The following is a 24,160-nucleotide window of genomic DNA, read 5'->3' on the forward strand; positions in this document are numbered from 1 at the left end:
TCGTGAGGCTTGACTATACAACACCCAAGCAGTTGTATATAAAGCATCAATCGATTCATTAATATGCAAAGCAACTTGATTTAGTTATACGCTTAGCTAAAATGAACAAAATAAAGTAAGACTCAATCAGCCCATCTGTAAAGATTTGGAAAAAGCATCGGCAACCAATAAGACCAATGCAAGTATCCATACCAGTTGTGCTGGCGACCATAGCAAGAGTGAACCACCTGATCCCTTCCCGAACTCAGAAGTGAAACCTCTTAGCGCTGATGGTAGTGTGGGGTTTCCCATGTGAGAGTAAGTCATCGCCAGCTCATTATTCAAACACCCTCAACATCAGTTGGGGGTGTTTTTTTATGCGCGTAATAAAATACGAAAATAAAAAATTTAGAAATATTAAGCCTACTTAAGTAGCAATTAATTAAAAAAAATATCTAATCAATAAAATCCATTTATAACTGTCTACGAGCATGTTTTAAAGCAGTGCGAAGACCTTCTTCTAGAGTTGGGTGATAAAAGGGTTTCTCTAAAATATCATTTAAAGTTAAACCTTCACCTATTATCCAGCTTAATAGATGAGCCATATGTTCTGTTGCCTCTGTAAATAACTCAGCACCGAGAAGCTTCTGACTTTCTTTCTCTATATAAACCTCAATGCCTCCTTTGTTTTTTCCAAGGACGATAGCTCTACCTTGTCGTTCATAAGAAGCTTCGCCTGTAATAAAGTCTATACCAGTGTCTTTTAGTTGTTTATAGCTTTGCCCAACAATCGCCATTTCTGGATCACTAAATACAATTCCTAATGGGGTAAGAGTCTTAATTGGATTGACGTGTGGATAGTTCAAACAGTTGTGAACAACTTTTTTGCCCTCATGTGCTGCTTCATGTTGTAATGGTGTTGAGGTATAAGCATCACCGGCAATAAAAATTGGATAAGTCTCTAATTGCTTGGTTTTTGCATTTATAGGTAATAACTCAATATCTTTAAAAGAATTATCAATATTTTCTAGTTTTAAAGTATCAAGTAAACTTGAACGGCCTGTTGCAACTAGAACATATTCAACTTTGAGAGTTTTCTCTTTTTCTTCAAGTTTGTAATTTAATATGACACCCTCAGAATTACATTTAACTGCACTTGGTAAACTCTCGAATAGAATTTTTAACTCTTTCCCTAGCTCTTTTTGCGCAAGTTGTTGAAGTTTCGAGCTAGTCAGTATTCCAATTCGTTTACTGCGAGCAAATATAGTGGTTTCTACGCCCAAACGATGCAAGGCTTGCGCGATCTCAAGGGCAATCACACCACTACCAATGACTGCAATAGATTTAGGTAGTGTTTTTAATTCGAATATTTGATCTGTTGTTATAAGTCGATTACCGAGTTCTTGCTTCCAGGTTTGATCATAATTAGGAGTTGAACCAACCGCTAGAATAAAACTTTTTGATTGGTACTGTTTCCCGTTAACTTTTAAAGTCTGTGCATCAATAAAATGTGCTTTACCAGAAATTTTATGTTCGGCAGGCCATTGTTCTACATCTTTTAAAGTTGCTTGCGTAAAACGATCACGTAAAGTTTGTACGTGCTGCATCACTTGATCAGTATTAATTTTTGCAGATACATCCAAAGCAACCTCTTGAGCATTTTGAATGTCAAACATACGGTTTGCTGTAGAGATGAGGACTTTACTTGGCATGCAGCCTACACGAGCACAAGTGGTATCCCATGGTCCATCATTTATAATTAAAAGATTCTTAGTATATTTAACCGCTTCTTTGTAGGCGCTGATGCCTGCTGTACCTGCGCCAATGATAATAATATCGAACATTCTTCATTAAGCTATTTTAATAGATATTTAGAATATATAGAAAAACCCTCTTCAACAGAGGGTTTAGTTCTAATTATTTAGCTTTAAAATGTAAGTTTTTGCATAAAAGGTGTTTTTAAAGTGGTGGAAACAGTTCCATTCTGATTAATAGATTGACCTTCAATGCTTATGCCATTAATTAAATGTTTAAAGTTCAAAGTGGTTCCGTTCATGCTTTGTTTAAAGGTAAATATATCTTTTCCTTCTAGATAAATACTGCCATTAAATTTTTGTGTATTAGTCGTTGGAGCTTCATTCTCAACGCGACTTCCTTCAAGGCTGCTAATATTAGGTAAGCTCAGGATTTGATTACCAGATTGACTCACCTTATATGTCGCATTATTTGTGTTTCCTGCTATTGAGTTCACGACAAATGAGATTGGTTCTGCAAAAGGAACATTAGAGTTATCATTGATAAGTACATTGAAACCAGAACCACCCTGAACTACGTAGAGATCACCATCAGTTGATGTATTATCTTTATATACACTCATTGCACCAGTAGTAACTTCTTTTTCAGTGGGTTGACCTGTTTCTGGATCTTGAACAATAGTCGTTGTAGTAATTTTATAATCGCTTGTTGTTGAATTAATTAATACAAATCTTTTTTGTTTAGTTTGTTCAAGTCCCCATGATTGTTGGAATGGATATGCAAAGGCTCCAGTAATTGTTACATCTTGGAAGTTCTTATCATTATTTTCATTTTGAAAAATATAAATTCTGGTATTTGATTGATAATCCTCTAAATTTGGAGATGTATTATCGCTTGCCAGTTTAATATTTTTTAAATCGTCTGCTGTAATATCAAAGTCCCAATCATTATAACCAGAGAGCAAAGTTTTAATTTCTTCACCTTTAAATACGTAGCAGGCACGGTAGTCTGTAGTACTCTTTAGAAAGCATTTTTCACGATAGTGGTCGGAGTACTTGGTAAGATCTACTTTTCGAATATCTAAGGTTAACTTGAGTGGGCCTTGAGCGAAGGTGTCTAGTGCGTGATCAATGTAACCTTTTGATAACTTTTCATCGTTAAGATCATAGGCGCCAAACAAATATTTTCCTTCTTGCTTTACGCTATTTAAAACAGAAGTAGCCAACTCTTGATCTGTTGATGGTGTGGTTGGTGTTGGTGTAGAGCCAGAATTTGAATTTTGGTTATAGTAGCCATCACCGCCACCTCCACCACAAGCTGTCAAAAAAGCAGCCAAAGTAATCCCACATACCCCATGAGTAAGTTTCATCATTATCCCCAATTAAAATGATAAGTTATTTAAAATAATTTTTTAGATTTATAAAATAACATATATTTCATGAGGTTGCTCATTATATTTATGAGCAGTTAGCTAATTAAATTCTTGTACCCATAGTTACTCCAACTGTAGGCTTTACTTGCATTGATGAGCATGCTGTAAGAATTAGACAGGTTAAAAGAGCAAATATAAATTTATTCATGAAAATTAATAAATGATTCAAAAAGATTTAAATACTTTAGATCAATATTATTTTTAGTTCTGTTGAGTTCGTGCAGAGATATGCAAAATAAGTTATCAAAAAACCCTACTTTAAAGAAGAAATAGGGTTTTATAAAATATTAATTTCTTAAAATTAATCGTCTAGCAAATCCATTTGTTTTGCTAACTGATATAGGTTGTTTGAGCGGTTTCCTGTACGGCAGAACATCAGTACAGGTTTTGGCAACTCATTGTAATGATTTGCGAAAGTACGTACATCGAGTTCTGTAATCTGTCCAGCTACAACAGGTTGATAAACGTAGTCTAGACCTACTTGACGTGCTGCTTCTTCAATTTGAGCACTTGTAGGTTGTTCTGGGCCGCCTTCCATATCTGGTCGATTATTAATAATCGATTTAAATCCTTTTTCTACAACTTGGCCAACATGCTCTGGACCAATTTGACCTGCGAAACCAACATTCTCTGACATTTCGTCACTCCAAAATTTAACAAAACCTCTTATGCTGTATCATAGCATTAAGCTTAACCTGAGATACAAGACACTCGTGTGTTGTTCTGACTGAGAAAGTTATGTCTTATAGCTAAGTTATAAATTTTAAAAATGATCATCAAGCTATTTTAAAATTGGTTATTCATATTCTATTTCAACGGAGCACATATGCACGCTTATACGGTTGAGCCTTTATATGTTCCATGTGGTCAGGAAACGATCGCAGCTGATTTTTATATTCCAAAAACAAATAAAAAATCTGCCGTAATTATTATGGCCCATGGTTTTGCTGCGTTGCGTCAATTTAAATTAATCCAATATGCTCAGCGATTCGCACAGGCGGGTTATGCTGTTATTTTGTTTGATTATCGATATTGGGGTGGGAGCACTGGCAAGCCAAGAGAAATGGTCTCTATTAATTCGCAGTTAGAAGATTGGAAGACAGTAATTCAATACGCTTCTACTTGTAAGCTTGTGGATAATCGAAGGATCGTGTTGTGGGGGACCTCATTAAGTGGGGGATATGCGCTAAGTCTTGCTTCTGAATTAAAAAATATTCAGGCAATTTTAGTACAAATTCCTTATGTTGATGGCGCTGAAACTGCCAAGCTTTATCCTTTGCAACGTTATCCTCAGGCATTGAAGTTATCGAGTCAGGATTATATGGGATCAAAAATGGGCCTTAATCCCAAAAGATTGCCTGTTGTCGATCAAAATAATTTATGTTTTATGCCTACAGCTGATAGTTATTATGGTTATTTATCGATTGTAAATCCTGACTATTATTGGAGTGGGGAAGTTCCTGCACGTGTCTTTTTTAATTTGATGCGATACCGCCCAATTCAAGTTGTACGCCAGATTAATATTCCAGTTTTATTTATTGCGGCCCAAAAAGATTCACTTATTCCTATTGAATCAAGCCGCGAAGCTGCCACAAATATTGCGCCTTTTGTGAGTTATCATGAGTGGGATATGAAACATTTTGATATTTATCACGGTTCATGGTTTGAAAAAGCAGTGATAACCCAATTAGAATTTTTACATCAGCATATAGGAGTGGTGTAAATGATTATTGTATGTGCATCGTGCGGTGCAAAAAACCGAGTTCCGGAAGAAAAACTTCCTGAGCAACCAAGCTGTGGGCAATGTCATCAGCCATTACTACCGCTTGCACCTATTGAGTTAAATGAGCAAAATTTTAGTAACTACATCACGAATAGTGATCTACCTATTTTCATAGACTTATGGGCAGAATGGTGCGGACCTTGTAAAATGATGGCACCACATTTTGCGCAGGTCGCAAAACAGAATCCAGGCGTTATTTTTGCCAAGATTGATACCGAAGAATCTCCTCGCTTGAGCCAAGCTTTTCATGTGAGAAGTATTCCGACACTTGTCTTAATGAATAAAACGACAGAGGTCGCACGTATTAGCGGTGCATTACGTGCGCCTGAATTGCAACAGTGGCTTGATCAACAACTTCAAACGAATTTCGGGAGCTAAGGTGTCAGAAGCTTATACCAAACCAGAAGGGGTTTTATCCTTACAAACGATTGCCATGCCAGCCGATACAAACTGGAGTGGTGATGTCTTTGGTGGATGGATTGTGTCACAAATGGACTTGGCTGGAGCAATTCACGCAGAACGTTTCAGTCGTGGCCGCTGTGCTACGATTTCCATTAATCAAATGACCTTTTTGGTTCCGGTAAAGGTTGGCTTTGTCATTAGCTGCTATACCAAAATCTTAAAAGTTGGAAACACTTCTATTCAGATGCAAATTGAAGTTTGGGATAGTCATGATGACTCTCGTGAACCAATACGCATTACCGAAGGAGTCTTTACCTTTGTGGCAGTTGATGTAAAAGGTAATAAGCGTCAGATTCCTGAAGAAGCGAGACAAAAGTTTTTAGATACTCAATAAAACGTAAAAAGCCTGAATATCAGTATTCAGGCTTTAATCTTTATTCAAAAGAAAAACTAGTTTTTAGAAATTAAAACATCGTATTTGTATTCTTACTTTGCTCTGGAATATTTTGTATTACATCCCAATGCTCTATGATTTTTCCATTTTCGACACGAAATATATCAATAATCGCTCTTCCTCGATCTTTTTCATTTTCGGTCGAATGGACATGTAAAACGACAAGATTACCTTCAGCAATCGCACGTTTAATCTCATTTTTAGCTTGTGGATTTTTTTGGAATTTTTCAGTGAAGAAATTAACGAAAGGTGCTTTCCCATCTGGCACATTAGGATTGTGCTGAATGTATTGTTGACCAATATAACGGTCTGCATATTCTTTGACTTTGTGTTTTAAAAAGACACCTTCATAAAAGTCGATCACTATTTTTTTGTTTTGAACGCTTACTTTATCTATCGCTTCTGATTTGGTCGAAGTTAATTTACTGGTTTTAACGTGAGGTTCAGTCGCATGAGTCGTTATTGTTGTAAATATTAAACTAGTAAATAAAGAGGAAAGAATCAGTATTTTTTTCATTTTTGACCTCAAGATACAAAAAATAATTTTTATATCTTGAGGCAAATAAAAATCTAACAGTACTTTAGATTCGTTATTATTTCTTACGTTTAGGTAACCATGCCCACAGCATTTGGCAATGGATTGGTTCATTGCCTGCATCATCAATCACAGTAACCGGAATCACAAGTTCACCTTTCTCATGATCAGCAATAAACTTTTGTTGTTCAGCAGATAACGTTGCTGTGGCAGTCAAACCGCCTTCAACCACTTTTAAATAATCTACATGCAATGATTTGATTAATAAAATGCGGTTATCAGGAATGTGTAAACCCGTTAGGAAACCAGTTGCAGTTTCTGCTAAAAGAGCCATAGCAGCAGCATGGACTCCTTTAATATGATTCTGCATATTTTTTTGGTTTTCTAAACGGACAGTAACGTGGTTTGAGTCTACTTCCAGATAGCGAATATTTGCTGTACCCACCATTGGCACGATACGACCAAATGCCTTGCTCCAAAGTGTACTCCGAATACCTTTAGGGAATTTTGAAGTCGCTTTTACCAGTTTTGATAGACGATTGGATTGAGACATGGAATTACCTTAGCTTTAAATGTCACGACAAGAGATTAATCTTTAAAGTTATTAAACTGTAATGGCACACCAAATTGTTGTTCACGTAAAAAATTCATCACTTGTTGTAAAGTGTCGCGCTTTTTATCCGTTACACGAATTTTGTCGCCTTGGATAGAAGATTGCACTTTAACGCCACTTTCTTTAATGGCTTTATTAATTTTTTTTGCAGTATCTGAGTCAAGACCGTCTTTAAGTTTAATGACCTGTACAAAATTTTTACCTGAAGCAGCAGCTTTTTGCGGGTCTAGAGCTTGTATATCAATTTTACGTTTGTAAAAATGATTTTCTAACATGTTGTAAACTTGTTCACACTGGAAATCGCTTTCGGTACTGATTTTAATTTCTTTATTTTTTTCGTTTATTTCGACTGAAACATCATGACCACGAAAGTCAAAACGTGTTGCAATCTCTTTTTGTGTGTTCTGTACAGCATGATTAACTTCAAAAATCTCTAATTCAGAGACAATATCGAAAGAAGGCATAGTTTAGACCTTTACAAAGGGAAAGAATATTTGAGATGCTAAGAGGGTTTTCTTCATTTGCCAAGTGTTGTTTACATCAAAGGAGTGCACAATGATCCGTAAACAAGAAATTACAACATTTGAATTCCCAGAAAATGCTGTTATCTGGGATGTCCGTGATACAAATGCTTATGCAGAAGGGCATGTTAAAGGTGCGGTAAATCGCCCGATTAATGATTTGAATGCTGATATTTTGAACCAGGTCTCTGCGGGTCAGCCGATTTATATTTTATGTGGTGGTGGTAGCAAAGCTCCTCGTGCAGCTGAGACACTAGAAGGATTCGATGCCTCGCGTGAATATGTCGTGCTGATGGGGGGGACACGTGCAGCTCGTGATGCCGGCTTGCCTCTAGAGCAGGGCGCATAAAAAAAAGCACCTTCGGGTGCTTTTTTATGGAATTGAACTATTGTGGTTTGAAATAAGGCTTTTTAGGTTTTACTTTTTTTTGGAATCGTTGCGGATTCAATTTTTGTAATAAGCGGTCCGGTACTGGACAAGCTTCTCCTAACATTTGGGCAACTAAGATCTCACTGCATAGCGGAGCAAATAAGAAGCCCTTAGAACCAAGACCAGCAAAAGTAGCAATTCGGCTATTCTCCTGCATTATTCCAACGAGAGGAAAATAATCTAAGCTTTGTGCGCGGATAGATGCTCGGCCTTGCCAAGTAGTTGTAGAAGGCAATTGTTGTGCATATTCAGGGAATACGCTGTGGATTAATTCAAAGTTATGCACATGGTCTTCTGGCACTACTTCTTGATCCTCACGATTTGGGTAGAAAGACGCACCTAAAATCATCTGTGAAGCATTAAGTTGCATACAGTAGCCGCCATAGCTATAAGCTTCCTGTAAAGGCAGGGGAGCAAAAGTATTGTCAACCCAGCTTACTTGCCCACGTATTGGTTTTAACTGCGGATAGCTTTCAAAAAAAGCCGCGCTTTGACGTGCACAGCATACGATCACATGGTCGCTTTCATCGATAGTTTTATTCTCGCTTATGATTTGTACTTTATTTTCACAAGATACAAGCTCTGTAATATTGAGAATTTTTAAATCGATCAAAGGATGTTGCAAAATTTCATCACGTAATTGATGTGGTGAAACAGAACCCGCGTCGGTAAGTACAACACTAGAATATGCGGTTTCAAGTGAGTTGATTGAGTGGGTAACAACCTGAGCTGGATATTGATTTACAAGATCGAGAAGTTCATCAGCATTTTTTAAGGCGATTTGTTGTATTTGAAGTGGACGAAATGCTTGAAAATTTTTATAAAAATTCAAGGCATGTTGCCAACTTAAGGTCATGAGATGTTCATGACTTTGCTCAATTGGACATAGTTTTGGATTAAGCAGGGCTAAAGGGTTTCCAGAAGCGCCAGATAATGCCTCTGTTCGCTCATATAGGGTGACTTGATGTCCACGTGCTGCAAATGCCCACGCTGTAGTTAAACCTGCTATACCGGCCCCAATAATCGCAATATGCTGTTGTCCCTTACTCAATGAGTGAACTAGGTCTAATGGTGAGGACTCATCATCAGATTGAGGTGGATTCCAGATTGCTTTGAGCATTTCCCTCTTATGTCGAAAACCACGTGGACGAGAAATATTAATTCCATGCGCTTTTAGCCCACGTTTTAAAACACCAGCGACACTAAAAGAGGAAAATGTACTGCCATAGTCAGAAAGACGGACAATATGGTTTAAAACGTTTTGTTCCCACATGTCTGGATTGCAAGAGGGTGCAAAGCCATCTAAAAACCAAGCATTTACTGCTTTAGTTTTAGCCATGCTTGGGAAAATATCTTGTGCATCTCCTAGCCATAAGTCGATGCTAAAACGCTCTTCAGGGAAGCTTAAACGATGGCATCCAGCAATAGGTAGCGGATATTGTTCAATTAACTGGTCTGCAAGTGGTTTAAGCTCATCCCAGACATTCAAAGCGCGAATGAGGTCGGCTTTACTTAATGGAAATTTTTCAACACTAATGGCGTGTAAATGGCTTTGATTATCAGGACGGACTTGTTGCCAAAGATGCCAGAGTGCAAGAATGTTTAAACCCGTACCAAAACCGGTTTCTCCTACACTGAAATATTCAAAATCTTTTAAATTGGCTAAGCGTTCTGATAAGTCGTTACCATTTAGAAAAACATGCCGTGTTTCAAGTAGGCCATTATCTTTAGAGAAATAGACATCACCAAATTGTTTGGAAATGGGAACCTCGATACCATCGATTAATTCCCAGTCCAGTTCTGCTGTTTGTATACGGTTTGATACGTTCATTTAGTTTAATAGATCGCTTGGATTTACCACTGGCGTCGACGTTTTGTATGAATATAACTAGAGATAAAGAAACCTAGTAATACGCCACCCGCTAAGGTAACCGCGCCATATAAAAACATTTGCGCACTACGTTCGCTTTGTAAGACTTGAACCTGAACAGAGAGGCTATCATTTTTTAACTGTAACTCTTGGTTCTGGGCGAGTGCTTCAAGATTGGCATGTTCTAACTGTTTTAAACGAGATGCCTGATCTTGAACTAAAGCTTTGATTTTCGCATCTTGCTGTTGTTTATTCTTTGCAAGTTGCTCAGCCGTGAGTGGTTTTGTTGCGGTCGACGCCGTTGTACCAGCTGTTGGAACTGGCTGATTCGCAGCCTGAGTTGAAGATGCACTTGGAGGAGTCGTTGCTGGTGTGGCAGTAGGTTCAACTGCACTAGCAGTTGAACAGATCAAACACAAGCCAAGAAAGCTTTTGATTGCAGGGTGCATATGATTACCCTTTTGGAAATGCTTTATTAAACGGTTTTACATCAATATGAGCGTAAATGCCTTCTTTGAGAAATGGTTCTTCTTTTAACCATTCGTCTAATGCTTCGCGACTGTCGAATTCAACAATCATGGTGCTGCCATAAAAACCTGCTTGAAGATCATTCGGGTCTTTTGGCATAGCTCCCGCTGTAACAAGGCGGCCTTCATCATCAAGTTTTTGCAAACGTTCGATATGCTGAGGGCGTACGGCCAAGCGTTTTTCTAAAGTTCCTTCGTTATCGGTACAGCTTAGAACAAAAAAAGGCATGTAATCGTATCTCTGTAATCAATCAGGAATCATTTTAAGCTTCAGGTGACTTAAAATGTTTACGTAAAATAATGAACTGAATAATGATAAATGAAAACATGACAATCATGTCACCAAATGCAGTGAATTCACCCCAATATTTTCCGCCGTGAAATAAAAACGCGAAGAAGATATGTAAACAAGACATCACCACAAACATGACTGCCCAAGCAAAATTTAGATTTTTCCAACCTTTTTCACTTAACTCTAAAATAGGGTCAAATAGACGTCGTATGAGTGGCTTACGATCTTTACCAAACCAAGGTGAAACTAAGAATGCACCTGCAAAAATCAAATTCAAAATTGCAGCTTTCAGACGAATATAGAAATCATCACTTAACATGAGGGTGATACCACCAAAAATGACAGTCATAAACAATACAAACCACTGTTGTTTATCTAGACGGAATTTTTGGAAAACAAATAGGGCACCATATACCACAAGCATTGAAATAATTAAGCCAGTAGTTGCTACAAGAATATTATTATTATCGGCACCACCAGCAGACCCGATCAGTTTAAGTAAAGGATGCTGTGTGTCGGTTGGATCAACTGTTTTATATAAATAGAAGAAAATAATTAATGGAACAAAGTCCAGAAGTGCTTTCATGTTAGAGTATCTGATCAGGTTTGGTGAATGGCATAGTATAAAAGATGCAAGGCATAGATTTACATACACATAGCAATATTTCTGATGGAACTTTGTCTCCGGAATTATTGGTGCAAGCTGCTATAGATGTGAATTTGCATACTTTGGCTTTAACTGACCACGATACAATGGATGGGTTGCAGCGAGCTAGAATTGCTGCACAAGGTCATGATTTAAAAATCATTTCTGGTACAGAGATTTCAAGTCAGTGGTCACGTCCAACAACGAAGAAGAGTTATGGCGTACATATTGTTGCTTTAAACATGCAAAATGAAGCACCAATTTTAGAAGCATTAGAACAACAAAAAAGAGTACGAGCGCAAAGAGCTAAAGTAATTTGCGATTTATTAGAAAAATGTATTGGTTTTCAGATTTATGAGGATGTTCTTGCCAAAGTAGAAGATCAGGCAGATCGCATCACCAGAACACACATTGCTAAAACACTGGTCGAGAAAAAAGTTGTAACCCGTCCTCAACAAGCATTTGATCGTTTCTTAAAAGAGGGAAGACGTGCTTTTGTAAAGTTTGAAGGTTTAGGGTTAAAAGAAACAATTGACATGATTCACGAAAGTAAAGGGTTGGCAGTTTTAGCACATCCGACTCGTTATGATTTATCTGCAACTAACGTTCGATATTTAATTGAATTGTTCGCAACTTCAGGTGGAGATGCAATTGAGTTACCTCCACCCATGGAAACTTTATCTACTCGCCAGATGATTGATCGGATGATTGAGCAATATCAATTAGCCGTATCGATTGGCAGTGATTTTCATGGTGAAAATATGCCATGGATTAAACTGGGAAATACACCTAAGCCAACGGCTAATCAGCAAGGTGTTTGGGAACGTTTTCTCTAAGACATTACAACAAGTTATTATCTTGAGCTTGAATTGGTGGTGGGGTAGGTTTACCCAAAGTCCCTAAAAGTTCAATTTCGATACTACGTACCATGGCGTCTAAAGGTAAATCATTACTTTGAGTACCGAAAGGCTCTTCAATTTCCGAGCTGAGTGCATCAAGTCCTAAGAATGTATATGCCAATATTCCCACCAGTAAAGGTGTTGCTAATCCAAGCAATGAACCAAGACTAAATGGCAACATAAAACAGAAAAAATAGACAGTGCGATTGAGCAAAACTGAATAGGCAAATGGAATAGGCGTATTGGCGATTCGGTCACAGCCAGTTTGTACGACACTTAAATCTGCAACATTTTTATTCATCTGTGCATAGATGATGTCTGAGATTTCACCTTCTTTAAGCGCTTGCAATAATTCCCAGTGAATGAGGCTAAGTGTGTACTGAGGGGCATTATTTTGCTGATAGAGCTGGGTGAGTGCTTGCTGGCTCATACCGCTGGTTTGTATGAGCTCAGTTGGGTTCGCCGTCTGACGACGTAAACGATCACGTAACACGTTAGCAAAAACAATCACATGTTGAATCACACGTTCACGGCGGGCTTGAGTCAAAATTCGGCAGTCGCGGTCAAAATGGCGTGAAGTTGCAATTAAAACGCCCCATAATTTTCGGGCTTCCCACCAACGGTCATAACATGCAGTATTTTTAAATCCCAAGAAAATAGAAAGTACGACACCAATAAGAGTAAAGCCAACCAAAGGAATCTCTGGAAAGCGATAAAGATTGATATATTCTACGCCCCCAATGATTGCCGAAATCAGCATAACGACCCCTAGAGAGGGTAAAATTTTGGGTAAAATTGTCCCTCGCCAAGAGAATAATACTTTGAAAATACTAGGCTGCTCACGAACAATCATTTTATTTTTAACGTCACTATTTTTGCTTTGATCTTCTAGGCTTAGTGCCCCTTTGTCAATATCATTGAACTGATATTATTGTTGGGTTGAGCAGTTGTTGTTCAGCAAATGAAAAGCTTCCTTCTGGTGAGATAATAAAATGATCCAAGAGGCGTATTTCGACAAGCTGACAGGCATGTTCCAGTTGTTGAGTTAATGCAATATCTTCAGCAGAAGGCTGTGCTGAACCAAAGGGATGATTGTGTGCAATGACCAGTTGGCAAGCATGTTGTTGTAGGGCGTAGCGTAGGGTTTGATTGACTGAAACTGCACAATGTTGAACTGACCCAAAAAATAACTTTTTAAAGTGAAGTTTTCTTAATTCTGGATCTAGACAGAGTACTGCAAAGACTTCTTGTTTCTCGCCTTTTAATTCGTAGCGCAAATAATCCAAGACTAAATCAGAAGTGTGAAGGCTGAGATTATTTTTCTGAAAGTGATGATCGAGATAACGCCGTCCGAGCTCTTTGACTGCTAGTAATTGTGAATATTTCGTTGCTCCAATTCCATTAAACTGAATTAACTCACTTAACGATGAATCAAATACTGCATTTAGGCTACCAAAGCGTTGGATGAGTAAACGTGACAATTCGACTGCTGAATGTTGTCGTGAACCTGAGCGAAGAAAAATCGCAAGTAGCTCTGCATCTGAGAGACTTTGCGGACCTTGTTGTAATAACCGTTCTCTTGGCCGTTCTTGTTCGGGCCAATTTTTAATAGAAGTATTCATATTCCCCAGCATTATTCGCTTAAAATTTTATTTTGTTTGCCCAATCAATCTTGGGTCTGCGCGTATTTAATGCTATTGTGAGCGCCACTGCAACAGTAAGGTATCCTGTTCGTGAGCTTTGATCTAAGTGTTATTCCTCATAAAAACATTGTTTTAGCTGTCACTGGCGGAATTGCTGCCTATAAAAGTGCCATTTTAGTCCGTCGCCTTAAAGATTATGGCTTTGACGTGCGTGTTGTCATGACACATGGTGCTCAGGCATTTATTACCCCACTAACGTTTCAGGCTCTTTCTGGTAATCCCGTTCATACTGAACTTTTAGATCCTGCGGCTGAAGCTGGGATGGGACATATTGAATTAGCACGTTGGGCTGATTTATTACTGGTTGCGCCTGCAAGCTGCGATACTTTGGCAAAATTTGCGCATGGTTTAGCAGATGACTTGCTCAGTACAGTGTTTTTGGCAACAAAATCTCCTGTGTGGGTTGCACCTGCCATGAACCAGCAAATGTGGGCGGCCAAAGCAACGCAACGAAATTTACAAACCTTAGTCGAAGATGGCGTGCATGTGATTATGCCGGATGCGGGTGAGCAGGCATGTGGTGATGTCGGTTTAGGCCGTATGCCAGAGCCAGAAGAAATTGCAAGGCAAGTCGCTGGCTATTTTCATCAGGCTCAACGTGCAATCGCTGAAAAATTTGGCTTGTTGGCTGGAAAGCGAGTTGTGATTACCGCTGGGCCAACGCGTGAAGCGATTGACCCTGTTCGTTATATCTCGAACCACAGTACTGGTAAAATGGGCTTTGCTTTAGCTGCTGCTTGTTACGCTGCTGGCGCACAAGTGACGCTAATTGCTGGGCCTGTAAGTTTAGATACACCGAATGGTGTAAAAAGAGTAAATGTTGCTTCTGCAAGACAAATGTTAGATATCAGCATGAACTCGTTAGAAACAGGGTGTGATATCTTCATTGCAACTGCCGCAGTCGCGGACTATCGCGTAGCAGAAGTTGCCGAGCATAAAATTAAGAAGGCAGGGGATGAGTTGAATGTTTCCCTTGTGAAAAATCCAGATATTGTGGCAACCATTGCGGGTCAGGAAAAACGTCCATTTATGGTGGGCTTTGCTGCTGAAACACAAAATGTTGAAGAGTATGCAGCAGGAAAACTGGTCGCTAAAAAACTAGATATGATTGCATGTAATGATGTATCACGTGCAGATATTGGTTTTGCTTCTGATGAAAATGCCATGACGGTTTTCTTTGCTGAAAACTATCACATGAAAAAGCGTGAGTTAGAGAAAGCATCTAAACAAGAAATTTCTCAACAGTTAGTTGAAGCAATTTCGGATGCATTGCGCCGTAAATAATATGTTTTAAATAAAAAAACCGCGAATTAATCGCGGTTTTTTTATATGTCTTAATTAGACAACTTAAGGAATTTCATCTTCAAATTCAGGCTTAACCTGAACGATGAAGTCCTGACGGTTAAGACCACGCCATAAGGCAAAAGCTGTACCGATATAAATTGAAGAGTAAGTACCTACAAAGACACCAACAAACATTGCAACAGCGAACCAGTGTAGACCATCACCACCTAAGAACATCATTGCTAGAACGACAAGCAATAAGGTCATTGATGTATGAATGGTACGACGTAAAGTCTCGGTTAAAGCAATATCGATGATTTCACGAGGAGTCGCTCCGCGAATTTTACGGAAATTTTCACGGATACGGTCTGACACTACAATGTTATCGTTAAGCGAGAAGCCAATGACAGCAAGTACCGCAGCTAAAACCGTAAGGTCAAATGGCCATTGGAATAATGCAAAAGCACCAATAATAATGATGATGTCGTGGAATAAAGACATCACGGCACCCATTGCGAGTTTAAACTCGAAACGGATCGTCACGTAAATCAACATTAAGATAAGTGCAAGTGCAACCGCACCAGCAGAGCGAACATAAAGCTCGTTACCAACTTGACCACCTACAGAGTCCACTTTGTGAACTTCTGCGGCATTGTTTGGCAACTGTACAGCCTTAGTAATCGCGTTATTAAGGTCTTCAACCTTAACTTCTTGTACAGGCATGCGTACAAGTAAGTCTTTATTGCTACCAAGTGTCTGTACTACAGCATCTTTAAAGCCAGCTTTATCGAGTGCCTGAATAACTTCAGACTGATTTGCTGGTTGAGCGTAGTTAAGCTCAGCTGAAACACCACCTGTAAAGTCCAAACCGAGGTTAAGACCTTTAGTTACAATAAAGAAAATACTCGCTAACGTAATAAGGATCGAGAAGATTGCCGCAGGTTTAGCAATCTTCATGAACGGGATGATTTTTGCATCATCCGGACGTCCATATTGTTTTGAATCTTGTTGAGTCACTTTAGTCATCATCGATCTCCTTAAATGCTCAACTTTTTCAAATTACGGCGTTTACCATAAATGATTTGTACAATTGCGCGAGTCACTGTAATTGCAGTAAACATCGAACACACGATACCAATCATTAATGTTACGGCGAAACCTTTGATCGGGCCTGTACCAATTGCAAACAAAATGAATGCAACGAGGAACGTCGTTAAGTTCGAGTCAAAAATGGTGTTGTAGGCTCGATCATAACCGGCCACAATGGCCTGTTTGGGCGATGCACCCCAGAGCATTTCTTCTCGAATACGCTCACATATCAATACGTTCGCATCGACGGCCATACCAATGGTAATAACGATACCCGCAATACCTGGTAAGGTGAGGGAAGCCCCAATCCATGACATAACCGTTAAAATCATTGCCAAGTTAACAACGAGTGCAAAGTTAGCGATTAAACCGAATAGACGGAAGAAAACCACCATCCAGATTGCAACAAGCAAGAAGCCGATTTGAGTTGATAATACGCCCTTATCAATGTTTTCTTGACCAAGGCTTGGACCAACTACACGTTCTTCAACAAAATACATTGGCGCAGCCAAAGCACCTGCACGTAGCATTAATGCAAGTTCTGATGCTTCTTGAGGAGAACTTAAACCGGTAATACGGAAAGTTGAACCTAAAACGGCCTGAACTGTTGCAGCATTGATGACTACAGATTCAGTGTATGGAGTACGAACTTCTGTTTGTGCACCAGTTTTAGGATCTGTGACATAAGTAATTTTTTGCTTATTTTCGATGAACAATACCGCCATGCGTTTACCAACAGCATTACGAGTTGCATCGGACATAAGCTTACCGCCAGCGCTGTCGAGAGTAATATTTACTTCGGCACCACCAGAGTCTTGGCTAAAGCCAGAACTTGCATTTTGAACGCGCTCACCCGTCAAGATACGGTTACGTTGCAACAAAAGTTGACGACCGCTGTCTAAAGACTCATAAGCAAAAACTTCTGTGCCCGGAGGTAAAGGTTGACCATTATATTTACCTGTATATGGGTCAATATATTGATCATTTGCGTCAGAAACCAAACGGAATTCGAGGTTTGCAGTACGGCCTAAAACACGTTTCGCTTCAGCTGTATCTTGAACACCCGGTAATTCAACGACAATACGGTTGCTACCCTGACTTTGTACCAATGCTTCTGCAACACCAAGTTCGTTAATACGATTACGTAATGTTGTTAAGTTTTGATTCACCGCATATGACTGAATTTCTTGGCGACGTACATCAGTATAAGAAAGCTTTAAAGTAGAACCTGTAGAGCTTGCTAATGCCTGTTGGGTATATTCATTCCCATTACGACGTAAAAAATCCATTGCTGCATCACGGTCAGCATTGTCAGCAAATTGAACAGTGATCACATTATTAGTTAATGCAAGACTATTAAATTTGATCTTGTTTTCACGGAACTGACGACGCAAATCGGTGGCAGAGGTTTCCATACGTTGGGCAACGGCTTTGTCCATATCTACTTCAAGCAAGAAGTGGACACCACCACGTAAGTCCAAACCAAGTTTCATTGGTTTTGCCCCAATCTTTTGCAACCATTCCGGTGTGGTTGGTGCAAGGTTTAGGGCGACAACATATTGATCACCTAAGTCACGGCGTAATACTTCTTTTGCTTTTAACTGCGCTTCAGAAGAGCTGACACGCAATAGGGCAGCATTATTTGTAAAAGTATTATCGTGACTTGCAATGTTTGCTGTTTTTAAAATTTGCTCTGCTTTTTGCACCACACTTTGATCAATTTGGGTGCCAGCTTTGGCACCGGAAATTTGAACTGCGGGCTCATCCGGATATAGACTAGGCAGTGCGTATAATGTACTGATTACCAGAACAACCAGAATCAGTAAATATTTCCATGCAGGGTAACGCATTCGCTTTCTTCTTAAATGAAAAAGTCGTGCTAAAGCACGACTGTTTTATGATTAAAGGTTATTTAGAGTGCCTTCAGGTAATACTGAAATTACGCTGGCACGCTGAATTTTTACTTCTACACCACGGCTAAGTTCAACAACTGCATAGTCACCTTCAATTTTGGTCACTTTGCCCATTAAACCACCAGCGAACACAACTTCACTACCTACACCTAAGCTCTCGATTAAAGAACGGTGCTCTTTAGCACGTTTTGCTTGAGGGCGCCAAATTAAGAAATAAAAGATTGCAACGAATACGACAATCATCAAGATGTTTGGCAAAATACCTGTAGTTGGGCCAGCTGCCGGTGCTGCATGTGCAGCAGAAATTAAAAAGCTCATTTTGATTTCCTAAAGTTAAAAATATGAGTCAGATACCTGACATAATCCTAATTCGTTTTGCAATTTACCTTGTCTTGAGGTTGAGCGCAAATCGGGCTTATTCATCAACTGGACATGGTGGAACTTCTAAACCACGACGGGCATAAAAGTCCTGAACAAATTCGTCAAATGTGCCATTTTCTAATGCATCACGCATACCTTCAGTTAAACGTTGGTAATAACGTAAGTTATGAATGGTACCGAGCATAGACGCTAACATCTCTCCACATTTTTCAAGATGGAATAGATAAGCACGGGTAAAGTTTTTACATGTGTAGCAATCGCAATGCGGATCGAGCGGGCTCTGGTCATGGCGATATTTACTATTACGAATACGTACCAGACCATCAGTGACAAAATAATGACCGTTTCGCGCATTACGGGTTGGCATTACACAGTCGAACATATCGACACCGCGGCGCACCGCTTCAACGATATCTTCAGGTTTACCAACGCCCATCAAGTAACGCGGTTTATCTTGTGGCATTTTGCTTGGTAGATAATCTAAAACTTTGATCATCTCATCTTTAGGTTCACCTACAGATAAACCGCCAATCGCATAACCGTCAAATCCGATTTCAAGAAGACCATTTAAAGACTCATCACGTAAGTCTTCATACATACCGCCTTGAATAATGCCAAATAACGCATTCTTATTTTTGAGCTCATCATGATGATGGGTTTTACAACGTTTTGCCCAGCGTAAAGAAAGCTGCAATGATTTTTGTGCTTCTTCATGCGTTGCAGGATAAGGTGTACATTCATCAAAAATCATGACGATATCAGAGTTCAAAACCTGCTGAATTTCCATAGAAATTTCAGGTGATAAAAATACTTTTGAACCATCAATCGGTGAGCGGAAAGTAACACCTTCCTCTTTGATTTTGCGCATTGCGCCAAGACTAAAAACCTGGAAACCGCCAGAGTCAGTCAAAATTGGCTTATTCCATTTAATAAAGTCATGCAAACCGCCGTGTTCTTTAATCACTTCGAGACCTGGACGCAAATATAAATGGAATGTATTTCCTAAAATAATTTGTGCCTGAATGTCTTCGATATCACGCGGTAGCATACCTTTGACTGTGCCGTAAGTCCCTACTGGCATAAAAACAGGTGTTTCAACAACACCATGCTCTAAAGTTAAACGACCACGACGGGCGCGCCCCGACTGACCTAATTTTTCAAACTTCATCTAAAAATCCTGAACACGAGCAGAGGCGAAGAAACAGTTCGCTGCTAAAAAGAGAGCTATTTTCCTTGATTCTGCGATGTAGTTCTACTACTAAATGTAGCTGGCTATAAAATAGATAAAATTTCCGCTAGGTTATAGACTGTTCTTTTCCTATTAAAAATTAGGTTTATAGTCAAAATTTTCATTAACAAGATTATCCTTAAAAGGACGAATAGCTTTCTTAGATAAAGTTAATGTATTGATGAGATTGTTGGGGAATACTTCAATCTGGTTGTTAAATAATTCGACATTACGGTTAAAAATGGTAATAGCCGCACCCACATTTTCGTTTTGTTCCTGAATATCATCCATCATCTTGCTATAGAGTGAGTCGGCTTTAAGCTCAGGATAATTTTCAACAACCACATTTAAGCTTCGAATCAGTTCTTGGCTCATTTTTTCAATTTGCTGTAGCTGAGAAATATCAGTGTTATTCACATTTAAATTAAGAATTTGCTGACGTAGTTCGGTGACTTTTTCTAATGTCGATTTTTCAAACTGAGTATATTGATTCAGTGTTGTCTCAAGCGCTTCTAAAGTTTTGACTTTCTGACGTTCGAAATTGGCAACCTCAGACCAAGCACGTTTGGTCGCATTAAAATAACGTACGATGGTATTACGGATGTGAATGCCCCAGACAATCAGTACAACAAAAATCCCCAGGAAAATAAATAAACCAGTCATGGTCAGTTCCTTATTGTTATTCCCTCAGTACACTTTTGGATGTCTCATTTTTTAATGAGTCACCAGTTAAGTAATACGAGAGATTTATTTAATTAAGTTCAACATGAATTTCTGAAATTTTTCATATTGCGGCATGGTCATGGTACGCAAGTGCCCACGCAATGCTGAAACATCATGAATTTCACTTTGCTTACTGGTGGTCTGAAAAAGGTTTTGCTCACCCAGATAACACAAAATTTGTTCTTCGTGATGATAAATTAAATCACCTGTAAAGTGCTGAAAAAAATCATGTAATTTTAAAGTTAGACTTGGGCTGATTTCTTTGGCTAACTGATGTTGATTAACCCCCAAAATATTAAGTTCTTGGTTAATTAAAATATCACTACTTTGCCATTTACTGCTGTAGGGAGTAAAAAAACGAGAACGCTGATTGCTGACAGCAATACCTAGGGCAGGCATTTCAAATATAAAAGCGCCCCATAGGTCTTTATGAATTTCTTTTATAATTTTTTTTTCGCTACTTTGATCTTGAATAATCGGTATTTCATTAACGTAATGATATTGAAACAGCAAGACTTGATGATCTGTTACGCCATCGTTCCATGTGACAGAAGCATATTGGGCAATTTCGTTAGATTCAGTCCCTCGGTTAAACAGTGGGAAATACTGCTTTAATTTGCTCAGAACTAAAACTGGCTGAGCATGAATGGGAAGATAGGCTGGCAACTGCTGAAATTGTAAACCATAACGCAATATCACCATGCGCTGTTCCAGATAATGAATGACTTGCGTTAAGGGTTCTTGAGATTGATAGAGTAAATACGCCAGAAACCCTGTTAAAAATGCGCCTAAAAAGCTCCAAATATATTGAATATACGGATGAAGAAAATAGCCAAAGGCCAATATTGTGATGCTGCAAATTGCGAGTAAGTAGGGGAGCACATTAAAAAAGCGAAGGTTGTGATCTTCACGCCACGGATGTAAAGCATCTAAAAGATCTTGGGTTGAATGAGATTTTTGTCCAGCATCCCAAAGTCGAGCAATATTGCGAAAAACCTGTGTATTTTTTTTACGTCTTATATGAAGAGCTTCTTGTACGGTATCGATTGGCATGGAGGCAATGAGTTGATTATCATAAAAAGTGCTATCTAAGATTATCTTTTAAATTGAAAGAGATAAATACTAAATGCTTTTAAATTAAGAATTTGTCTTCAAAAATTTGATGCTTGAGTTTTATTTATAAATTTCTGCAACACACTGGGTTAAATTCATGATTTTTTTATTGTAAATATCTGGGCTGGGTTAAACCTTTTAATTCACCAGTATGGTTTAACCCAACCTTAATTTTTTAAACTTCTAATTTATCAATCAACATAGCATCGCCATAACTAAAGAAACGATAGCGGTTTTTAACTGCATGTTCGTAGGCAGCTAAAATGTTGTCGCGATTTGAAAGAGCTGACACCAACATGAGCAGGGTAGATTCTGGTAAATGGAAGTTGGTAATTAAACGGTCTACGATGCAGAACTGATAGCCCGGATAGATAAAGATTTGCGTGTCGCCAGTCCAAGCTGCAATTTTACCGCTATGGGCTTGAGCTGCACTTTCCAAAGCACGTGTTGCAGTTGTACCTATGGCAATCACTTTATTTCCGCGTGCTTTAGTCGCCAAAATTAAATCAATTGTTTCTTGAGGAACATCACACCATTCACTGTGCATGATATGGTTGGTAATGTCATCAGTACGAACTGGCATAAATGTGCCGGCACCAACGTGTAAAGTCACAAAAGTTTTTTGAACATTTTTTTGTTCTAACTTTGCTAATAATTCTTCATCAAAATGTAAGCTTGCAGTGGGTGCGGCAACACTGGCAATTTTTTCAGGATTATGAAAAACAGTTTGATAACGTTCGGTGTCAATTTCTTCTGCTTCACGGTTAAAGTAAGGCGGAATAGGTAACTGACCATATTGCTCAAGGACAGGCAAGATTGGCTGTGAAAACTCAACCACAAATAAATTTTCGTGACGACCACGGACAATCACGGGAATATTATCTGCACCAACAAAAAGCTCAGCACCCGCTTTAGGCGAGTTGCTCGATTTGATGTGACAATATGCTGTGGTGTGGTTCAGCATACGCTCAACCAAAATCTCAATAGCACCGCCTGTAGAGCGTTTTCCTTTTAGTCGTGCTTTCATGACTTTGGTGTCATTGAGCACTAGCAGATCACCTTCTTCGAACAGATCGATAATGTCGGTGAACATGTGATCGTGATATTGACCCTTTGAGTCTAAGTGCAACAACCGCGAAGCACTACGTGATTCAAGAGGGTAACGGGCAATAAGTTCATCAGGTAATTCAAAGGAAAAGTCAGACAGTTGCATATTTAGAAAAAAACACCGCAAAAATTGCGCCTAGTATAAACTTTTTCGCTTTTTTATGGCTGTGCTTCTGGCTTAAATCATGAAAAATGTTTAAGTGATCTAAAAGTGAACGATAATATTCACTTAGGGTTTGACAAGTTTTACAAACGCGCTAATATACGCAACACAAACATACTTCCTCTCCCGAGGTGGTGAAATTGGTAGACGCGGCGGACTCAAAATCCGCTGTCAGAGATGACGTGTCGGTTCGAGTCCGACCCTCGGGACCATATTCAGAATCTTATGATTCTACGAAAACCCCTAAACTAACGGTTTAGGGGTTTTTTGTTAGGCTGATTTTTATTGTAGAAAGTTTAGAAAAGCTTAGATACTATTACGCGTCAAGACTTTATAATAAATTGGGGGGAATTAAATGGCACAGAAGACTTTAACGGAAGATGAACTAAAAGTTATTAGAGCACAAGTAGATGAATTTAAGAATTTGAAGTCAAAACTATCAGAAAAGATTAGAAGTACAGTTAATCAAGTTATATCTGCAAAAATGAGATCTGATTTAAGAGATAGTATGAGAGATATACTCTTAAATATAAACTCGTCTCTAAATACAGTTTTTTTACATTATGAAGAAATTGGCTTTTTGGAAAGTATAAAGGAAGATGTTGATGATGTTTCAAACTTACTTCTTAATGAAATAAATGATGATATTCTTCAGCAATGTTTAAGTAAAATCAATGAAATTAATTTTCTGATACAGAAATATGAAGCTGTAAAAAGTTCTTTTAAAGATCTCTCTATAAATGCATTAAGCCCTGTTATTGCTGAGGTTAATACGGAGTTATCTAACTTTAGAAGGTTAAGGAATTTAGTTGATAATGCCCGTACTGAAGGTATCTATAATAACGCGGTTATTAAATATCGAAATTTAGAAGAAAATTATAGATCATATTTTTATTGGGGGTTAGCAATTGTATTATGTTTATCTGTAGGTTTATTAACACTTAAACATGAGTTAGTTCCTCATCTTTTTTCTACTATTGAGTTTTGGGCTGTAAAAGTATCCCTGTTATTAGTCGGTATTACATTAATAAGTTACTTTTTAAAACAATCCGCTCATTATCAAAGATTAGCAGATCAAAATTATCAAACACAAGTTGAGCTACAAGCTTACCCAAGTTTCATGGAAAGCATTCCTACTGAGGAAGCAGCCAGTGTACGAAAAGAACTTGCACTTAAATACTTTGGTCGAGAAGTTGATGGGGCAGCACATAAAGATATGAGCAATTTAATATCTGACCAAATGAAAAGCACAACAGAGATGGTTAAGGCTACTACAGAAGCTATCAAGAATTTAAAGGGGTAAATAATGAAAAGTTGG

The 24,160-nt window shown here is 38.6% G+C and carries 26 protein-coding genes, 1 tRNA gene and 1 rRNA gene; 9 read left to right on the forward strand and 19 right to left on the reverse strand.

Translation table 11 applies throughout. From position 1 onward, the window contains the following. Positions 1 to 199: 199 nt before the first annotated feature. Positions 200 to 314 (forward strand): 5S ribosomal RNA (gene rrf, locus BMW38_RS12455). Between the two features lie 138 nt (positions 315 to 452). Here rrf and BMW38_RS12460 read toward each other — a convergent pair. From BMW38_RS12460 to BMW38_RS12470, 3 genes are all read right to left on the reverse strand, one after another. Beyond that, the gene (locus BMW38_RS12460; protein WP_092708546.1) at positions 453 to 1,823 is read right to left on the reverse strand and encodes a dihydrolipoyl dehydrogenase; all 1,371 of its coding nucleotides are present in this window, start codon (positions 1,821 to 1,823) and stop codon (positions 453 to 455) included. An 83-nt stretch (positions 1,824 to 1,906) separates the two neighbouring features. Next, on the reverse strand, positions 1,907 to 3,103 hold the full coding sequence (locus BMW38_RS12465; RefSeq protein WP_092708549.1) for a hypothetical protein: 1,197 nt from the start codon (positions 3,101 to 3,103) through the stop codon (positions 1,907 to 1,909). A 364-nt stretch (positions 3,104 to 3,467) separates the two neighbouring features. Then, on the reverse strand, positions 3,468 to 3,803 hold the full coding sequence (locus BMW38_RS12470) for a TIGR01244 family sulfur transferase (RefSeq protein ID WP_005036085.1): 336 nt from the start codon (positions 3,801 to 3,803) through the stop codon (positions 3,468 to 3,470). A 189-nt stretch (positions 3,804 to 3,992) separates the two neighbouring features. Here BMW38_RS12470 and BMW38_RS12475 point away from each other — a divergent pair, with 189 nt between their 5' ends. Genes BMW38_RS12475 through BMW38_RS12485 form a run of 3 tightly spaced genes read left to right on the forward strand, consistent with a single transcriptional unit; the run spans position 3,993 to position 5,745 of the window. Then, positions 3,993 to 4,889, forward strand: coding sequence for an alpha/beta hydrolase (locus BMW38_RS12475; protein ID WP_092708552.1), 897 nt, complete (start codon positions 3,993 to 3,995; stop codon positions 4,887 to 4,889). Then, positions 4,890 to 5,327 (forward strand): thioredoxin TrxC, encoded by a 438-nt coding sequence (trxC, locus tag BMW38_RS12480; RefSeq protein ID WP_092708555.1) that lies wholly within the window; start codon positions 4,890 to 4,892, stop codon positions 5,325 to 5,327. 1 nt (position 5,328) lies between these two features. Continuing rightward, positions 5,329 to 5,745, forward strand: coding sequence for an acyl-CoA thioesterase (locus BMW38_RS12485; RefSeq protein ID WP_092708558.1), 417 nt, complete (start codon positions 5,329 to 5,331; stop codon positions 5,743 to 5,745). A gap of 70 nt (positions 5,746 to 5,815) precedes the next feature. On the opposite strand, the gene BMW38_RS12490 is transcribed toward BMW38_RS12485, so the two are convergent. The 3 genes from BMW38_RS12490 to BMW38_RS12500 form a co-directional block, all read right to left on the reverse strand. After that, positions 5,816 to 6,322, reverse strand: coding sequence for a nuclear transport factor 2 family protein (locus tag BMW38_RS12490; RefSeq protein WP_092708561.1), 507 nt, complete (start codon positions 6,320 to 6,322; stop codon positions 5,816 to 5,818). A 76-nt stretch (positions 6,323 to 6,398) separates the two neighbouring features. Then, a complete protein-coding gene (locus tag BMW38_RS12495; RefSeq protein WP_092708563.1) occupies positions 6,399 to 6,893 on the reverse strand; it encodes a DUF4442 domain-containing protein in 495 nt (164 codons plus the stop codon). A 35-nt stretch (positions 6,894 to 6,928) separates the two neighbouring features. Then, complete coding sequence (locus BMW38_RS12500; RefSeq protein WP_005036089.1) at positions 6,929 to 7,417, reverse strand: YajQ family cyclic di-GMP-binding protein; 489 nt, start codon at positions 7,415 to 7,417, stop codon at positions 6,929 to 6,931. 91 nt (positions 7,418 to 7,508) lie between these two features. On the opposite strand from BMW38_RS12500, the gene BMW38_RS12505 reads away from it, so the two are divergent. Then, complete coding sequence (locus BMW38_RS12505) at positions 7,509 to 7,823, forward strand: rhodanese-like domain-containing protein (RefSeq protein ID WP_004638747.1); 315 nt, start codon at positions 7,509 to 7,511, stop codon at positions 7,821 to 7,823. 37 nt (positions 7,824 to 7,860) lie between these two features. Here the strand turns inward: BMW38_RS12505 and mnmC are convergent, their stop codons facing one another. From mnmC to BMW38_RS12525, 4 genes are read right to left on the reverse strand one after another with little or no spacing between them, the layout of a single operon-like run. After that, positions 7,861 to 9,735, reverse strand: a complete 1,875-nt coding sequence (gene mnmC, locus BMW38_RS12510) for an FAD-dependent 5-carboxymethylaminomethyl-2-thiouridine(34) oxidoreductase MnmC (protein ID WP_092708565.1) — start codon at positions 9,733 to 9,735, stop codon at positions 7,861 to 7,863. A 23-nt stretch (positions 9,736 to 9,758) separates the two neighbouring features. After that, positions 9,759 to 10,223, reverse strand: a complete 465-nt coding sequence (locus BMW38_RS12515) for a hypothetical protein (protein WP_092708567.1) — start codon at positions 10,221 to 10,223, stop codon at positions 9,759 to 9,761. Between the two features lie 4 nt (positions 10,224 to 10,227). After that, entirely contained in the window at positions 10,228 to 10,530 is a 303-nt protein-coding gene (locus BMW38_RS12520; protein WP_056483568.1) for a YciI family protein, read from the reverse strand. Between the two features lie 34 nt (positions 10,531 to 10,564). Then, the gene (locus BMW38_RS12525) at positions 10,565 to 11,179 is read right to left on the reverse strand and encodes a septation protein IspZ (RefSeq protein WP_092708570.1); all 615 of its coding nucleotides are present in this window, start codon (positions 11,177 to 11,179) and stop codon (positions 10,565 to 10,567) included. Positions 11,180 to 11,223: 44 nt separating this feature from the next. Between BMW38_RS12525 and BMW38_RS12530 the strand changes: the two genes are divergently transcribed. Next, positions 11,224 to 12,075, forward strand: a complete 852-nt coding sequence (locus BMW38_RS12530; protein ID WP_004638753.1) for a PHP domain-containing protein — start codon at positions 11,224 to 11,226, stop codon at positions 12,073 to 12,075. A 4-nt stretch (positions 12,076 to 12,079) separates the two neighbouring features. Here the strand turns inward: BMW38_RS12530 and BMW38_RS12535 are convergent, their stop codons facing one another. Beyond that, on the reverse strand, positions 12,080 to 12,991 hold the full coding sequence (locus BMW38_RS12535) for a bestrophin family protein (protein ID WP_005064169.1): 912 nt from the start codon (positions 12,989 to 12,991) through the stop codon (positions 12,080 to 12,082). 61 nt (positions 12,992 to 13,052) lie between these two features. Next, a complete protein-coding gene (radC, locus tag BMW38_RS12540) occupies positions 13,053 to 13,772 on the reverse strand; it encodes a RadC family protein (RefSeq protein WP_092708573.1) in 720 nt (239 codons plus the stop codon). Positions 13,773 to 13,871: 99 nt separating this feature from the next. Between radC and coaBC the strand changes: the two genes are divergently transcribed. Then, positions 13,872 to 15,125: a bifunctional phosphopantothenoylcysteine decarboxylase/phosphopantothenate--cysteine ligase CoaBC gene (coaBC, locus tag BMW38_RS12545; protein ID WP_003655128.1), complete on the forward strand. Its 1,254-nt coding sequence runs from the start codon at positions 13,872 to 13,874 to the stop codon at positions 15,123 to 15,125. A gap of 63 nt (positions 15,126 to 15,188) precedes the next feature. Here coaBC and secF read toward each other — a convergent pair whose 3' ends face one another. From secF to queA, 7 genes are all read right to left on the reverse strand, one after another. Continuing rightward, positions 15,189 to 16,154: a protein translocase subunit SecF gene (gene secF, locus BMW38_RS12550; protein ID WP_017392409.1), complete on the reverse strand. Its 966-nt coding sequence runs from the start codon at positions 16,152 to 16,154 to the stop codon at positions 15,189 to 15,191. Between the two features lie 8 nt (positions 16,155 to 16,162). Next, on the reverse strand, positions 16,163 to 18,064 hold the full coding sequence (gene secD / locus BMW38_RS12555) for a protein translocase subunit SecD (RefSeq protein ID WP_004638762.1): 1,902 nt from the start codon (positions 18,062 to 18,064) through the stop codon (positions 16,163 to 16,165). Positions 18,065 to 18,115: 51 nt separating this feature from the next. After that, a complete protein-coding gene (yajC, locus tag BMW38_RS12560) occupies positions 18,116 to 18,445 on the reverse strand; it encodes a preprotein translocase subunit YajC (protein ID WP_003655131.1) in 330 nt (109 codons plus the stop codon). Between the two features lie 97 nt (positions 18,446 to 18,542). Then, positions 18,543 to 19,676 carry a tRNA guanosine(34) transglycosylase Tgt gene (gene tgt / locus BMW38_RS12565; RefSeq protein WP_017390148.1) on the reverse strand — a complete coding sequence of 378 codons (1,134 nt, stop codon included), beginning with the start codon at positions 19,674 to 19,676 and terminating at the stop codon, positions 18,543 to 18,545. A 153-nt stretch (positions 19,677 to 19,829) separates the two neighbouring features. Then, the gene (locus BMW38_RS12570; protein WP_004638768.1) at positions 19,830 to 20,399 is read right to left on the reverse strand and encodes a LemA family protein; all 570 of its coding nucleotides are present in this window, start codon (positions 20,397 to 20,399) and stop codon (positions 19,830 to 19,832) included. Positions 20,400 to 20,483: 84 nt separating this feature from the next. Next, positions 20,484 to 21,512: a hypothetical protein gene (locus BMW38_RS12575; RefSeq protein ID WP_092708576.1), complete on the reverse strand. Its 1,029-nt coding sequence runs from the start codon at positions 21,510 to 21,512 to the stop codon at positions 20,484 to 20,486. Positions 21,513 to 21,747: 235 nt separating this feature from the next. After that, positions 21,748 to 22,785 (reverse strand): tRNA preQ1(34) S-adenosylmethionine ribosyltransferase-isomerase QueA, encoded by a 1,038-nt coding sequence (gene queA / locus BMW38_RS12580; protein WP_005050179.1) that lies wholly within the window; start codon positions 22,783 to 22,785, stop codon positions 21,748 to 21,750. Positions 22,786 to 22,967: 182 nt separating this feature from the next. Here queA and BMW38_RS12585 point away from each other — a divergent pair. Both BMW38_RS12585 and BMW38_RS12590 read left to right on the forward strand, forming a co-directional pair. Next, a tRNA-Leu gene (locus tag BMW38_RS12585) sits at positions 22,968 to 23,054 on the forward strand. 143 nt (positions 23,055 to 23,197) lie between these two features. Further along, positions 23,198 to 24,145: a hypothetical protein gene (locus BMW38_RS12590; RefSeq protein ID WP_092708579.1), complete on the forward strand. Its 948-nt coding sequence runs from the start codon at positions 23,198 to 23,200 to the stop codon at positions 24,143 to 24,145. Positions 24,146 to 24,160 lie beyond the last annotated feature (15 nt).

It is taken from the genome of Acinetobacter sp. yr461, from assembly GCF_900110445.1.
In the GTDB taxonomy this organism is placed as follows: Bacteria; Pseudomonadota; Gammaproteobacteria; order Pseudomonadales; family Moraxellaceae; genus Acinetobacter; species Acinetobacter calcoaceticus.

What these genes read in the sequence shown, in the direction of transcription:
- BMW38_RS12530 (WP_004638753.1), top strand. Translation starts at nt 11,224, where the DNA reads ATGCAAGGCATAGATTTACATACACATAGCAATATTTCTGATGGAACT.
- mnmC (WP_092708565.1), bottom strand. Translation starts at nt 9,735, where the DNA reads ATGAACGTATCAAACCGTATACAAACAGCAGAACTGGACTGGGAATTA.
- secD (WP_004638762.1), bottom strand. Translation starts at nt 18,064, where the DNA reads ATGCGTTACCCTGCATGGAAATATTTACTGATTCTGGTTGTTCTGGTA.
- radC (WP_092708573.1), bottom strand. Translation starts at nt 13,772, where the DNA reads ATGCTGGGGAATATGAATACTTCTATTAAAAATTGGCCCGAACAAGAA.
- tgt (WP_017390148.1), bottom strand. Translation starts at nt 19,676, where the DNA reads ATGAAGTTTGAAAAATTAGGTCAGTCGGGGCGCGCCCGTCGTGGTCGT.
- BMW38_RS12575 (WP_092708576.1), bottom strand. Translation starts at nt 21,512, where the DNA reads ATGCCAATCGATACCGTACAAGAAGCTCTTCATATAAGACGTAAAAAA.
- queA (WP_005050179.1), bottom strand. Translation starts at nt 22,785, where the DNA reads ATGCAACTGTCTGACTTTTCCTTTGAATTACCTGATGAACTTATTGCC.
- BMW38_RS12535 (WP_005064169.1), bottom strand. Translation starts at nt 12,991, where the DNA reads ATGATTGTTCGTGAGCAGCCTAGTATTTTCAAAGTATTATTCTCTTGG.
- BMW38_RS12520 (WP_056483568.1), bottom strand. Translation starts at nt 10,530, where the DNA reads ATGCCTTTTTTTGTTCTAAGCTGTACCGATAACGAAGGAACTTTAGAA.
- BMW38_RS12505 (WP_004638747.1), top strand. Translation starts at nt 7,509, where the DNA reads ATGATCCGTAAACAAGAAATTACAACATTTGAATTCCCAGAAAATGCT.
- yajC (WP_003655131.1), bottom strand. Translation starts at nt 18,445, where the DNA reads ATGAGCTTTTTAATTTCTGCTGCACATGCAGCACCGGCAGCTGGCCCA.
- BMW38_RS12495 (WP_092708563.1), bottom strand. Translation starts at nt 6,893, where the DNA reads ATGTCTCAATCCAATCGTCTATCAAAACTGGTAAAAGCGACTTCAAAA.
- BMW38_RS12475 (WP_092708552.1), top strand. Translation starts at nt 3,993, where the DNA reads ATGCACGCTTATACGGTTGAGCCTTTATATGTTCCATGTGGTCAGGAA.
- BMW38_RS12470 (WP_005036085.1), bottom strand. Translation starts at nt 3,803, where the DNA reads ATGTCAGAGAATGTTGGTTTCGCAGGTCAAATTGGTCCAGAGCATGTT.
- BMW38_RS12490 (WP_092708561.1), bottom strand. Translation starts at nt 6,322, where the DNA reads ATGAAAAAAATACTGATTCTTTCCTCTTTATTTACTAGTTTAATATTT.
- BMW38_RS12465 (WP_092708549.1), bottom strand. Translation starts at nt 3,103, where the DNA reads ATGAAACTTACTCATGGGGTATGTGGGATTACTTTGGCTGCTTTTTTG.
- BMW38_RS12515 (WP_092708567.1), bottom strand. Translation starts at nt 10,223, where the DNA reads ATGCACCCTGCAATCAAAAGCTTTCTTGGCTTGTGTTTGATCTGTTCA.
- BMW38_RS12570 (WP_004638768.1), bottom strand. Translation starts at nt 20,399, where the DNA reads ATGACTGGTTTATTTATTTTCCTGGGGATTTTTGTTGTACTGATTGTC.
- secF (WP_017392409.1), bottom strand. Translation starts at nt 16,154, where the DNA reads ATGATGACTAAAGTGACTCAACAAGATTCAAAACAATATGGACGTCCG.
- trxC (WP_092708555.1), top strand. Translation starts at nt 4,890, where the DNA reads ATGATTATTGTATGTGCATCGTGCGGTGCAAAAAACCGAGTTCCGGAA.
- BMW38_RS12500 (WP_005036089.1), bottom strand. Translation starts at nt 7,417, where the DNA reads ATGCCTTCTTTCGATATTGTCTCTGAATTAGAGATTTTTGAAGTTAAT.
- BMW38_RS12590 (WP_092708579.1), top strand. Translation starts at nt 23,198, where the DNA reads ATGGCACAGAAGACTTTAACGGAAGATGAACTAAAAGTTATTAGAGCA.
- BMW38_RS12460 (WP_092708546.1), bottom strand. Translation starts at nt 1,823, where the DNA reads ATGTTCGATATTATTATCATTGGCGCAGGTACAGCAGGCATCAGCGCC.
- BMW38_RS12525 (WP_092708570.1), bottom strand. Translation starts at nt 11,179, where the DNA reads ATGAAAGCACTTCTGGACTTTGTTCCATTAATTATTTTCTTCTATTTA.